The organism is Mycolicibacillus trivialis (genome assembly GCF_002102395.1).
GTDB lineage: Bacteria > Actinomycetota > Actinomycetes > Mycobacteriales > Mycobacteriaceae > Mycobacterium > Mycobacterium triviale.
In genome coordinates this window covers 75,920-87,787 of the sequence record NZ_LQPZ01000018.1, presented here as the reverse complement: position 1 = coordinate 87,787, position 11,868 = coordinate 75,920, and the positions used below count along the sequence as shown (strand labels likewise).

The 11,868-nt window shown below is 71.1% G+C and carries 15 protein-coding genes; 5 read left to right on the top strand and 10 right to left on the bottom strand.

What is annotated here, in order from left to right:
• Positions 1-5 precede the first annotated feature (5 nt).
• The 4 genes from AWC30_RS08745 to AWC30_RS08735 form a co-directional block, all read right to left on the bottom strand.
• A complete protein-coding gene (locus tag AWC30_RS08745) occupies positions 6-500 on the bottom strand; it encodes a hypothetical protein (RefSeq protein ID WP_085109803.1) in 495 nt (164 codons plus the stop codon).
• A 44-nt stretch (positions 501-544) separates the two neighbouring features.
• Positions 545-694 carry a hypothetical protein gene (locus AWC30_RS17795; protein WP_165756472.1) on the bottom strand — a complete coding sequence of 50 codons (150 nt, stop codon included), beginning with the start codon at positions 692-694 and terminating at the stop codon, positions 545-547.
• Positions 694-2,514 carry a thiamine pyrophosphate-requiring protein gene (locus tag AWC30_RS08740; protein ID WP_085109838.1) on the bottom strand — a complete coding sequence of 607 codons (1,821 nt, stop codon included), beginning with the start codon at positions 2,512-2,514 and terminating at the stop codon, positions 694-696. Before AWC30_RS08740 ends, AWC30_RS17795 begins: the two co-directional genes overlap by 1 nt.
• A gap of 68 nt (positions 2,515-2,582) precedes the next feature.
• Positions 2,583-3,233 (bottom strand): UdgX family uracil-DNA binding protein, encoded by a 651-nt coding sequence (locus AWC30_RS08735; protein ID WP_085109802.1) that lies wholly within the window; start codon positions 3,231-3,233, stop codon positions 2,583-2,585.
• 126 nt (positions 3,234-3,359) lie between these two features.
• Here AWC30_RS08735 and AWC30_RS08730 point away from each other — a divergent pair, with 126 nt between their 5' ends.
• The 4 genes from AWC30_RS08730 to AWC30_RS08715 are packed head-to-tail and all read left to right on the top strand — an operon-like array spanning position 3,360 to position 5,278.
• Entirely contained in the window at positions 3,360-3,587 is a 228-nt protein-coding gene (locus AWC30_RS08730) for a hypothetical protein (protein WP_085109801.1), read from the top strand.
• Positions 3,588-3,612: 25 nt separating this feature from the next.
• Positions 3,613-4,638 (top strand): hypothetical protein, encoded by a 1,026-nt coding sequence (locus AWC30_RS08725; RefSeq protein WP_234808001.1) that lies wholly within the window; start codon positions 3,613-3,615, stop codon positions 4,636-4,638.
• A gap of 23 nt (positions 4,639-4,661) precedes the next feature.
• Entirely contained in the window at positions 4,662-5,003 is a 342-nt protein-coding gene (locus AWC30_RS08720) for a hypothetical protein (protein ID WP_207568416.1), read from the top strand.
• On the top strand, positions 5,000-5,278 hold the full coding sequence (locus tag AWC30_RS08715; protein ID WP_085109799.1) for a hypothetical protein: 279 nt from the start codon (positions 5,000-5,002) through the stop codon (positions 5,276-5,278). Before AWC30_RS08720 ends, AWC30_RS08715 begins: the two co-directional genes overlap by 4 nt.
• Before the next feature lie 48 nt (positions 5,279-5,326).
• Here the strand turns inward: AWC30_RS08715 and AWC30_RS08710 are convergent, their stop codons facing one another.
• Genes AWC30_RS08710 through AWC30_RS08700 form a run of 3 tightly spaced genes read right to left on the bottom strand, consistent with a single transcriptional unit; the run spans position 5,327 to position 7,639 of the window.
• The gene (locus AWC30_RS08710; RefSeq protein WP_234808000.1) at positions 5,327-5,647 is read right to left on the bottom strand and encodes a hypothetical protein; all 321 of its coding nucleotides are present in this window, start codon (positions 5,645-5,647) and stop codon (positions 5,327-5,329) included.
• A complete protein-coding gene (locus AWC30_RS08705) occupies positions 5,648-7,138 on the bottom strand; it encodes a molybdopterin-dependent oxidoreductase (RefSeq protein WP_085109798.1) in 1,491 nt (496 codons plus the stop codon).
• 15 nt (positions 7,139-7,153) lie between these two features.
• Positions 7,154-7,639, bottom strand: coding sequence for an oxidoreductase (locus AWC30_RS08700; RefSeq protein ID WP_234807999.1), 486 nt, complete (start codon positions 7,637-7,639; stop codon positions 7,154-7,156).
• Positions 7,640-7,726: 87 nt separating this feature from the next.
• On the opposite strand from AWC30_RS08700, the gene AWC30_RS08695 reads away from it, so the two are divergent.
• Positions 7,727-8,839: an enolase C-terminal domain-like protein gene (locus tag AWC30_RS08695; RefSeq protein WP_085109796.1), complete on the top strand. Its 1,113-nt coding sequence runs from the start codon at positions 7,727-7,729 to the stop codon at positions 8,837-8,839.
• Positions 8,840-8,849: 10 nt separating this feature from the next.
• Here the strand turns inward: AWC30_RS08695 and AWC30_RS08690 are convergent, their stop codons facing one another.
• The 3 genes from AWC30_RS08690 to AWC30_RS08680 are packed head-to-tail and all read right to left on the bottom strand — an operon-like array spanning position 8,850 to position 11,856.
• Positions 8,850-10,151: a UDP-glucose dehydrogenase family protein gene (locus tag AWC30_RS08690; protein WP_085109795.1), complete on the bottom strand. Its 1,302-nt coding sequence runs from the start codon at positions 10,149-10,151 to the stop codon at positions 8,850-8,852.
• Positions 10,148-11,119 carry a glycosyltransferase family 9 protein gene (locus tag AWC30_RS08685; protein ID WP_234807998.1) on the bottom strand — a complete coding sequence of 324 codons (972 nt, stop codon included), beginning with the start codon at positions 11,117-11,119 and terminating at the stop codon, positions 10,148-10,150. The genes AWC30_RS08690 and AWC30_RS08685 overlap by 4 nt, the downstream gene beginning before the upstream one ends.
• Positions 11,110-11,856, bottom strand: a complete 747-nt coding sequence (locus AWC30_RS08680) for an SDR family oxidoreductase (RefSeq protein WP_085109794.1) — start codon at positions 11,854-11,856, stop codon at positions 11,110-11,112. The genes AWC30_RS08685 and AWC30_RS08680 overlap by 10 nt, the downstream gene beginning before the upstream one ends.
• Between the last annotated feature and the right edge of the window lie 12 nt (positions 11,857-11,868).

Sequence of the window (11,868 nt, the reverse complement as noted above, 5' to 3'; positions counted from 1 at the left end):
CGCGCTCACCGTTCCCGGCGCAGGATCGCGGCCAGCAGGCCCATCGCGCCGACGATGCTCATCAGCCCCGGCGCGGCGATCGGCGGACCCATCGGCACGTTGTAGCTGTACAGCCGCCAACCGCCGGGTCGACGCCCGACGCCGCGGGCGTGGAAGAACTCCCCCATCAGCCCGTTGGCGGCGTAGACGGCGGCGGTGGCGGGCAGCCAGCGTTTGGCCCAGCGCCGGGAGAACACCCCGCCGATCCCGGCGATGACCACCGGCGGGGTGACCACGATCGGGCTCCACATCCACTTGTTGCCGAAGCTGGCCCGGTAGTGCTCGGCGTAGACCTCGGCGGTCGTCACCAGCGCGGCGAACGCGGTCAGCCCGGACAGGGACCGTTCGAAGCGCCCGTGGGCGATGTTGCGCAGCGCCCGGTCGATCAGATACTCGGCCTCACCGACCGCCGTGGAGGGGGCCGGCGGGCGCCCTCGGCGCCCGATTTTGAGCAGTGTCATCGGCGTCCTCCTCCTTCGGCGGTCATGCCGCCCGGTCGGATACCTCAGCCGTCGTCGCTGCGGGCCTCGGCTCCGGTCTCCCCGGTGTCCAGGTCGTCGTCGGCGGCGACCCGACCCACCCGGTCGGCGGTGTCCTGGTCTTCGGCGTCGGCCGGTTCCGAACCGCTGCCGTGGGAATCGGGATCGCGGCCCATCAGTCGTCGCCCCGATCCCGCAGGTCGCGCACCGTTTGCTTGGCTGATTCGGTGAACTCGTGCATCTTCTGCTTGGCGCCCTTGGCCGTCATGCTCACCCGGTCCGGGTCCTTCAGGACGGCCTTGGCGGTCTTCTTGGCCATCTCCATGCGGATCTGCGGCGGCACCGGCGGCACGTTGGGATCGACGACGACTTCCAGCACCACCGGCCCGGACGCCGCCAGCGCCCGCTCCCAGGCCTCGCCGATGGTGGCCGGGTTGTCGCACCGGATCCCGGTGAGGCCGAGCAGGTTCGCGAACTCGGCGTAGGGAACATCGGGGATGTATTGGCTTCCTTCGAATTTGGGCTGGCCGCCCATGGCCCGCTGTTCCCAGGTCACCTGGTTGAGGTCCTGGTTGTTGAACACGCAGAAGACCAGCGGACCGTCGGAGAGCCGCTCGTTGTAGCGCTTGACGGTGATCATCTCGGCCATGCCGTTCATCTGGAAGACCCCGTCGCCGACGACCGCGATCACCGGCCGGCCCGGGTGGGCCAGTTTGGCCGCGATCGCGTACGGGGTGCCCGGCCCCATGCTGGCCAGGTTGCCCGCCAGTGACGCCGCCATCCCCGGGCGCAGCCGCAGGTGCCGGGCCCACCAATTGGCCACCGACCCGGCGTCGGTGGTCAGCACCGCCCGGTCCGGCAGGCGTTTGGACAGCTCGTGCACCACGAGCTCGGGGTTGAGCGGTTCGGCCTTGTCGTGGGCGCGGTCGTCGAGGACTCGCCACCACTCTTCGACCTCGCTTTCGATCTTGGACCGCCAGGACCGGTCCTCTTTGTGTTTGAGCAGCGGGATCAGTTCCTGCAGCGTGTCTTTGGAGTCCCCGATCAGGTTGGCGTCCATCGGATAGCGCAGCCCGATCATCCGGCCGTCATGGTTGATCTCCACCCCGCGGCACTGGCCCTCCTTGGGCAGCCATTCGGCGTAGGGGAAGCTGGTGCCGATCATGAACAGGGTGTCCGCACCCGACATCATCGCCTCGCTGGCGGTGGAGCCCAGCAGCCCGATCGGGCCGGTCACGTACGGCAGGTCGTCGGGCAGGGTGGCGCGGCCCAGGGAGGTCTTGGCCACCCCGGCCCCGAGCAGATCGGCGGTCTGTTTCACCTCCTCGACCGCGTCCTGGGCACCGGCGCCGACCAGGATCGCCACCTTCTCGCTGTCGTTGAGGATCTCGGCGGCCTTCTGCAGTTCGGCCGGGCCGGGCAGGATCCGCGGTTTGGCCCAGCCGATGCCGCTGTAGACCGCGCCGTGCACCCGTGGCGGGGACGGCACGGCTTCTTCCTCGGCGACGTCCTCGGGCAGGATGATCGTGGCGACGGTCCGGTTGGTCAACGCCACCTTGCAGGCGCGGTCCACCAGGTGGCGCGCCTGTACCGGGTCCATGCAGGTTTGGATGAAGTCCGACGAGACATCCTTGTACAGCGAGTTCGGGTCGATCTCCTGCTGGAACGCCGCGCCCAGCGACATCCGTTTCTGTTGACCGATGATCGCCACCACCGGCTGGTGGTCCAGTTTGGCGTCGTAGAGCCCGTTGAGCAGGTGGATCGCGCCGCCACCGGAGGTGGCCAGACAGCACCCCAGTTCGCCGGTGAACTTGGCGTGGCCGGTGGCCATGAACGCGCCCATCTCCTCGTGGCGGGGCTGGATGAGCTCCGGGTCGCCGTCGGCGCGGTCCAGCGCGCCCACCATCTCCAGGATGCCGTCCCCGGGGTAGCCGAAGATGCGGTGTACCCCCCACTGACGGAGCCGGTCGACGATGTAATCCGCGGTTTTCGGCATGGTGGTGCACTCCTTCGACATGGGGGCGTCATCGGGCGTCGGTTTTCGGGTACCCGGGCGAGAAGCGGTCAAACCGGTGGGGAGGACACGATGTCGCGGGCGCGGCGGAGATCCTCGACGAACAGCCGGTAAGCCTTGTCGCGGTCGCCGCTGCGGTCACGCAGCACCGCCGCCGGGTGCACGGTGGCCAGCAGCCGCGGTCGGCGGCGTGTTCCGAGATCACCGGGCAGCTCCAGCGTTTCGCCGCGATGCGCCGAGACCCGGAAGCTCGGTCCGAGGAGCGCCTGGGCGGCGGTGGCGCCCAGGGCGACGACCAGCCGCGGGTGTACCGCGTCGATCTCGGCGATCAGCCACGGCCGGCAGGCGACCACCTCGGTGCGGCCCGGTTTTTGGTGGATGCGCCGCGCGCCACTGGTCCGGGTGAACTTGAAGTGTTTGACCGCGTTGGTCTGGTAGGTCTGCTCCGCGCTGATCCCGGCGTCATCGAGGGCGCGGGCGAGCAGTCCGCCGGCCGGCCCCACGAATGGGCGGCCCTGCCGGTCCTCGCGGTCGCCGGGTTGTTCGCCCACCAGCATCAGCGGTGCGCTGCGGCGCCCCACACCGAATACCGTCTGGGTGGCGTTCTCGTACAGGCCGCAGCCGCGACAGGTGGCGGCGGCCGCGCGGAGCGCGCGCAGCCCGCGGGTCGCGGGCAGGTACTGCTCGGCGCCTGCGGTCATGGGGTGCGCATACCCGGCGGCCGGCGCGCCAACCACCCGGATTAGCGGACGGGCCCGACGGGTAGCCGATAGCCGCGGAGAACGAACCCGACGTGTGTCCGATGTGAGAACCCGAGGGAGGCGACGATGACGGTGGAAACCGGAACCGTGACCGGGACCAAAGACCGCGACTACAACCTGATCTGGTTCGTGGAAGCGTGTCTGGACAACGCGCTGCGGCTGGACACCTACATCGCCGACGCCGACCGCAGCGGCGACGAGGAAACCGCCGACCTGTTCCGTCGCGCCCAGCAGGCCAGCCGCAAGGGCGCCCATGAGGCCAAGGCGCTGCTCAAGCACCGGCTCACCGACTGAGTGCGCCGTGACGGTTCGGGGGTGGGTGCGAGCAGCCGTAGGCGCCGCGGTTGCCGCCGCTACCGTGGCGGGCTGCACGTCGGCGCAGACCGACTGGGAGTCGGAGCCGACGGTGACGGTCAGCGCCACCGCCCGGCCGTTGCGCGCGCCGGCTTGGTCGCCGGCGTTGTCGGCGCTGGTGGCCCTCACCGACGACGGCCGGTTGGCCCGGGTCACCGACCCCGACGACCCCGACCGGGTGGGGACCGCGGTATCCGGGCCGTTGGACGCCGGGCGTGACCTGCGGATCAGCGAGACGAATCCGCGCGAGGTCTTCGTGCCGCGCCCGGGTCGGCAGAACCTGACCGTGCTGGATCTGGACAGCCTGCGCCCGGTCGACGAGCTCGCCGCCGGCCCGGCACCGGACAGCGTCAGCGCCAACGCCGGGCTGCGGGTGTTGCTGGTGCTCTCCGCCGACGGGCGTTCGGTGACCCCGGTCGGCGAGCACGGCCGAACGGCCCTACCGACCGCCGAGTTCTCCGACGAACCGGCGGAGGCGATCATCGGCTCCGCGCGCGGCCGCCGCATCGACTACCACCTGTACCACCGCGACGGGGTGCGCCATTACCGCGGCGCATCGACCACCCCCGAGCAGCTCGGCGAGATCGCGGTGCCGGTGAGCGTGGCCGCCGCCGATCACACCAAGACCACCCGCAGCTACGTCGCCTCCGGTGCCACGGTGCGTGCGGTGGAGAGCCGCCGGGGCGGCGAGGGCCTGTCCGAGGTCGGCCGGCTGGAGGTGCCCGCCGGGGCGGTGCGTTGCCTCGTCGCCGACGACACCCGGCTCTACATCGCCACCGACACCGCGCTGGTGGTGGCCCGCACGGCGAGCTTCACCGGCTATCCCGACGGGGCCATTCCGGTCATCCGGGTCGTCGACTACCGGGCCGAACTGCCTGCCGGGCCGGCCCGTTCGGCGTCGCCGTCCGGGTTGGCGGTCGGGGCGCACCGGGTGTACCTGACGCTCGACGGTCAGCCGTACCTGGTCAGCATCGCCAAGCCGGGCCTGTGACGGCGCCGGGAAAGGAACCCGAGATGAGCGTGGACATCACCGACGACGTGAGTGTTCTCACCGAACAGATTGCCGCGGTGCGGCAGTTGGGTAGCCGGCCCGAGGTGAGCGAGGCGACGGTCTACGACGTCAGCATCCGCTGGGGTACCGCGTTGGCGGGCCGGCTCCCGCGGCTGCTGCACTACCGCGACCGCGGCGAGCTGGCCGGCGCCGACGAGACGCGGGTGCGCCGGCTCTGCGCCGAGTTGCGCGAGCTCTCCGCGGTGTCCCGCCGGCTGGGCATCGCGGTGCCACGCCTCGGCGACGAGCACACCCCGGTAACCGATCCAGCACACACCGATCCAGCACACGAGGAGGAGTCATGACCGACAACGACACCCCGTCCGATGCGCCGTCGCCCTACCAGCCCGATCCCGGCGACGGGGTCAACACCGATCTGACCAGCAGCGTGGGCGCGGAGGATCTCGATGAGGACCGTATCGGGCTGGATCCGCTGGAAGAGGGCATGGACCCACCCGAGCAGTGGACCTCCGCCGACCGTTTCGGGGTGACCGCCGCCGAGCAACGCGAAGGCGAATCGCTCGACCAGCGGCTGGCGCAGGAGACCCACGACGTCGGTGAGCGCGACGGACCGCGCTGAGCACCGCGCCCGGCTGCGCTTCCCAGCAGGCAAGGCGCTCGCGGCGCGCTAGGAATCGGCGGCGGCCAGGAAATCGGCGCCGGCGAGCCGCAGACCGGTACGCGGGCGCCCGCAACCGCCGTTGCGGCAGGTGAGTGCGACCAGGTAGGCGTCGTCGTCCTCGTCGAGGAACAGAAAACCCATCGGCAGCGCCGACCCGATGGTGAAATCGGCGGCGCCGCAACACTCGCAGCGCAGTCCGCTCGCCTCGAGGTGGGTGACGACCCGCTCGGTGGCGGCGTCGGACAACTCCACCAGTTCCGGGCGGGCCATCACGTCGGCGTCCTCGGGCCCCGGGAAGCTGTTCTGCGGTCCGCGGTCGGCGGTCACTCAGATCTCCCCCTGCCGGTCGTAGTAGACGTTGTCCTCACGCCAGCCGCCGGCACCCTTACCGATGCAGGAGTAGTCGTCGACGAACTCGATCTGGTTGATCCATTTGGCCATCTTGAAGCCGACCTGGGTCTCCACCCGCAACCGCACCGGCGCCCCGTGCTGGATGGCCAGCGGGATCCCGTTCATCTGGTAGGCCAGCAGGGTTTGCGGCTTGTGCGCCAACTCCAGGTCGATGACCTCGTAGAACTGGCCGTGCCCGCGGGCGCTCGGCTCGTCACGGTCGTTGTCCTGCATGGTCAGAAAGCAGATGTAGCGGGCCTGCGGCAGTGGGCGCACCAGTTCGGCCAGCCGGTCCAGCGGGACCCCGCCCCATTCGGCGATGCTCGACCAGCCCTGGATGCAGTTGTGCAGCACCCGTTGGGTGCGCGGTTCGCTCAGCGCCTGCAGTCCGGCCAGGTCGAGGGTGACGGGGTTTTCGACCAGGCCGCCGACCCGCAGCCGCCAGTCGACGAAGTTGTGCACCGCCATCACCTTGTACTCCAGTGACGTGGGCGGTTTTCCGTTCACCCGGTGCTGGGAGGAGACCGCGGGCACCGGATAGTTCTGCCGGGAGTCCAACGGCCGCAACACCCGCCGGCGGAACCGGTCGAGGAACCCGCCGAGCACCCGCTGCACCGAGCGTGGCCGCCGCAGGCTCCACACCGTCGCCGCGACGTGCACACCGATGACGGCGGCCACGATCAGCAGCGACAGCGCGGTGGCCCAATAGGTGTTGCGCACCGAACCGAAGATCATCAGTGCGCTAAGCCGCCCCCAGCCCCAGAAGAACAGCATCGACAGGTGGATGACGATGAACACCGCGAATGCACCCAGCCCCAGGAAGTGCAGGCTGCGGGCGCGCTGCCGGCCGCCGAACAGCCGGACGAACCACGGGAACCGGGCCTCGACCGCCGGGGACTGCGCCGCCCCGGTCAGGATCTGCAGCGGCGCCAGCACGAACAGCAACCCCGCGTAGGTGAGTTTCTGGATCGCGTCCAGCGGTTCACCCGGCAGCAACGGCGGCAGGTTGAACGACAGATAGGTCAGCGCGTCGTCGGCGGCGTCGGCGAAGATCGACCACGATGCCGGCCAGTAGCGGTGCCACTGACCGGTGGCGAACAGCAGAATGAAGTAACTGGCGCCCACCAGGATCCAGCCCAGCACCGCCACGAAATGCCAATGCCTGCCCATGCCGAGCTGGGCGCGGCCGGGCAGCGACACCAGCGGATGGTAGGACTCCTCCTCGTCGAGGGTGTCGTAGAGCTTGGCCTTGGGCATCACTTTGCGGGTGAAGCGGGCCCATTCGGTGCCCGGACGACTTTCGTCGTTGCCGTACAGCTTCGGGTGGGTGGCCAGGATCTCCAGCCCGCTGCGCATCGCCAAGGTCAGGAACAGCAGGTTGAGCCAGTGCTCGACGCGCAGCCAGGCCGGGAAATCCAACGCCGTCATCGTCGCCTCCCTCACCTAGTCATGCCAGTTCTGCCATTGCGGGTGCGCGACGTTGATGCCCGAGAGCACCGTGGCGTGCAGCAGGAGAAACAAGGCGGCACAGCCCATCAGCGCGCTGCCCGGCGCGACGTCCCAGCGACCGGTCAACCCGGTGAGCCCCGCCACCACGTCGGCGCGGGTGCTCAGGTAGACGACCAGGAACGACAGGCAGGCCACGCTGCCCAGATACCAGGCCGGGCCGGTGATCTCGGCGCGCGGAGCGAACATCAGCGCCGCCGCGAGCACGCAGGCCGCGCACAGCAACACGAGGTAGCCGACGAAGGCCGCCGGCGGGTCGGGGGTCGACCACCACAGGTAGCCGTGCACACCCGCGATGGCCAGCAGCAGGGCGGCGCCTGCGGCGCTCACGGTGGTCGGCAGGTTGAACGCGACCCACCCGTTCAGCGTCAGCGGCGGCGTCGACCAGAACCGCCGCCAGCGACCGGTGACCGAGGTGCTCACGCCGTCACGCATACCCGGGGCCGATCGGTGGGAAACGTGCTTGGCTGCAGGTGGATAGCACCGCGTGATTGTGGGTAGCCACCGCGGATGGATGCTGTTGGCGCAACACCGGTCCCGGTCGACGCGGTGCAGGTCGTCGCCTACACCATCCCCACCGACGCACCGGAGTCCGACGGCACCCTGACCTGGGAGTCGACGACCATGGTGGTGGTGACCGCGGAGGCAGGCGGGCAGCGCGGGCTGGGCTACACCTACGCAGGTACCCCGGTGGCGACGGTGGTCGCCGATATGCTCGCCGACCTGATCACCGGCGAGGACGCGCTGCACCCGCAGGCGCGCTGGACCCAGATGCTGCACGCCGTGCGCAACCTGGGCCGGCCCGGCGTAGTGGCCCAAGCGATCGCAGCGATCGATATCGCGCTGTGGGACCTGCATTCCCGGCTGCTGGGTCAGGCGTTGACCGTGACGCTGGGAGCGATCCACGAATCCGTGCCGATCTACGGCAGCGGCGGGTTCACCTCCTACAGCGATGCTCAGCTGCGCTCCCAGCTGAGCGGCTGGGTCGACGCCGGAATCCCGCGAGTGAAGATCAAGGTGGGCCGCGACCCGAGTACCGACCCGGCGCGGTTGAGTGTGGCGCTGGCCGCGATCGGCTCGGGCACCGAGTTGTACGTCGACGCCAACGGCGCCTACCGCCGCAAGGAGGCGCTGCTGTGGGCGCAGCGGTTCGCCGACCACGAGGTGCGCTGGTTCGAGGAGCCGGTGAGCTCCGACGATCTGGCGGGGCTGCGCCTGCTGCGCGACCGCGGCCCGGCCGGTCTGGACATCGCCGCCGGTGAGTACGGCTATGACCTGCACTATTTTCAGCGGATGCTGGACGCCGGGGCGGTGGACTGCCCGCAGGCCGATGTCACCCGCTGTCTGGGCGTCAGCGGGGTGCTGCGGGTTGCGGCGCTGTGCGACGCCCGCTGTTTGGACCTCTCCCTGCACTGCGCCCCGCAGATCAGCGCCCAGGTCGGCGCGGCGGTGTGGCACCTGCGGCATCTGGAGTACTTCCATGACCATGTCCGTATCGAGGCGATGGCGTTCGACGGGGTGCTGCGCCCGCAGGCCGGCGGCGTACTGCGCCCGGACCGGAGCGCCCCCGGCCATGGGCTGACGCTCAAGGCAGGCGATCTGGAGCGGTTCCGGGTCCGCTGAGGTCGCCCGGTCAGTAGCCGTGGGCGGTGCCGTTGCCGACGAACTCCAGACCGGCGCGACGCACCGCGTCGGCGTCGACGACGTTGCGGGTGTCGAGCACCACCGCGTCCGGGGCGACGCGCCGCCCGATCCGGTCCCAGTCCAGCACCGCGAATTCCGGCCACTCGGTGAGCACCACGATGGCGTCGGCGTCTTTGACCGCGACGTAGGGGTCGCAGGCGGTGGCGGCGGGTAGGGCGGCGGCGTCGATCGCCTCCAGTCGCGGATCGTAGGCGGTCAGCTGGGCACCGACCCGCTGCAGGTCGGTGCAGATGGTGATCGCCGGTGAGTCGCGCACGTCGCTGGTTCCGGCTTTGAACGTCACCCCCAGGGCGGTCACCTTCAGCTGGTGCAGCGGGCGGTTCAGCCGGCTGCGCAGCGCGGTGAGGATCCGTTCGGTTTGGTGGCCGTTGGTGCGGCGTGCGGAGGTCACTTCCGGCAGCGCGGTGCCGTGCCGGCGGCCGGTGTGCAGCAGGGCGGCGGTGTCCTTGGGCAGGCACGAGCCGCCCCAGCCGGGACCCGGCGACAGGAAGTGCGGCCCGATCCGGTCATCGGCGCCCATCGCCCCGGTGACGTCGCCGATGTCGGCGCCGACCCGGCCGGACAGTTCGGCCAGCGAGTTGACGAACGACAGCTTGACCGCCAGGAACGCGTTGCTGGCGTACTTCGCCAATTCGGCGCTCTCCCAGCTCATCCGCAGCACCGTGTCGGCTCCGCCGTACAGGCGCGCCACCAGGGCGCCGGCCCGGATGCCGTCCTCGCCGTCGGCGGTGCCGACCAGCACCCGGCCCGGGTGACAGAAGTCATCGACGGCGCGGCCTTCGCGCAGGAACTCCGGGTTGGACACCACGTCGATGCCATGGTCGTGCAGGCGGCGGGCCAGCCGGCGGCAGGTGCCCACCGGCACCGTGGATTTGACGGCCACCGCCGCCCCGCGGCGCAGCACCGCGGCCAAGGCGGCGACCGCCGCGTCGACGGCGTGCAGGTCGGCCGCACCGCTGTCGGCGGTGGGGGTGGGTACGCACACCAACACCACGTCGCGGTCGTGCAGGGCGTCGTAGTCGCGACTGAACCGCAGGTGGCCGGTGCGCAGCCGGCTCCGCAGCAGATCCGGCAGGCGCGGTTCGTCGATGACCGCGTCGCCGCGCCGCAACCGGGCGACCCGGTCGTCGTCCAGGTCGATGCAGACGGTGTCCAGTTCGGTGTCGGCCAGGCAGACCGCGGTGGTCAGTCCGACGTAGCCGGCGCCGACGACCCCCACCCGCGGTGTCATGCGCACTGCCCAAGGATTTCGGCGGCCGCGTCGAGCACCCGGTCCGGTGTGATCAGCAGCAGTCCGGGATCGGGCTGCTGGCCGTGCGGGTCGCCGCGGTCCCCGGCCCAGACCGTCACATGCCTGCCGGGTCCGCGGGGCCCCCAGCGGCTCGGCGGGGTGGGGCCGAACAGCAGCACCGAAGCGGTGCCGGTGGCGGTGGCGATGTGGCCGACGCCGGTGTCGCCGCACACCAGCAGGCGGGCGTCGCTGATCAGCGCCACCATGGCGAGCACGTCGAGTCGGCCGGCCAGCACCGCCGACGGGTTCAGGCCGGCCCGGCGGGCGACGTCCTCGGCCAGCGGTCGTTCGGCGCTGGAACCGGTCACCGCCACCGGCTGCCCGGCCGCCGCGAGGTCGGCGGCCACCGCCGCGAACCGCTCCGCCGGCCAGCGCCGCGACGGTGCGCCGGCGCCGGGATGGACGATGACCACGCCGTCGCGGCGCGGATGGCCGGCCGGCCGCTCGAGCGTGAGGTCCTGCGGGTCGGCGACGATACCCGCGGAGCCCAGCAGCGTGCACCACCGGTCAACTTCGTGCAGGTCGTCCCGCCAGGCCGGCCCGGGAAGCGCCGGGAAATCCGGATGGCGGTGGGACAGCAGTGTTTCCGCTTCGGTGGCCAGCAGGTCGGTGATGCTCTGCGGGCCGCGGCCGTGCAGGTTCACCGCCAGGTCCGGCGCCGGGCCGGGCCACCGCAACGCGCCGAGCGCCGCGGTGGGCAACACCTCGTCGACCGCGCCGGACAGCAGCGCCAGTCCCGTGAGCCAATCCGGCGTGGCGAGCACCAGGCGCGCCTGCGGGTAGGTGCGGCGCAGACCGCGTAGCGCGGGGACGCCGGTGAGCAGGTCGCCGAGTCCGAGGGCCCGCAGGACGAGGATCGTGGCAGGCGCGTCGGGGACGACCGGCGGGACCGGCAGGGTCACGGCCACGACGACTCCTGGCTGCAGCACACCACCAGCTCGCGGATCTCGCTTCCCGCGGGTTGACGCAGCGCGAACAGGACGGTCTCGGCCACCTGGTCGGGGTCGTTGAGTTTCGCATCGGCGGGTGGCTTGTACTGCTCGGGGCGGTCATCGAAGAACGCGGTGGTCATGCCGCCGGGGATCAGCAGCGTCACCCCGACCTCACCGGCCAGTTCGGCAGCCAGTGCCCGGGTGAATCCCACGACCCCGAATTTGCTGGCGCAGTACGCGGTTGCATCGCTGACCGCTTTGATGCCCAGGGTGGAGGCGCAGGTGACGATGTGCCCGCCGTCGGCGGTCAGGTACGGCAGCGCGGCCCGGATGACCGCAGCGGTGCCCAGCAGGTTGACGTGCAGCACCTTCTCCCAGTCGGCGGCGGGCACCTGGTCGAGGCGCCCGCAGGCGTCGGTGCCTGCCGGGGTGAACACGGCGTGCAGGGGTCCGTCGGCGGTGTGGGCCAGTTCGGCCACCGCGTCTTCGACCGCGGCGGTGTCGGCCAGGTCGGCGTGCTGGTAGGCGACACCGTCGGCGGGTTCGGCGACGTCGATCACCAGCGGGGTGCCGCCGTGGCGTTGCACGGCGCGCACCGTCGCTGCGCCCAGCCCGGAGGCTCCGCCGGCGATCAGGACGTTGCCGACTCCCCCGGCGGGTCGCTCCGTGCCGAGTGCTGCGGACTGCGGGGCCGACGAGTCGTGTTGGGACATGCGCTCCTCCGG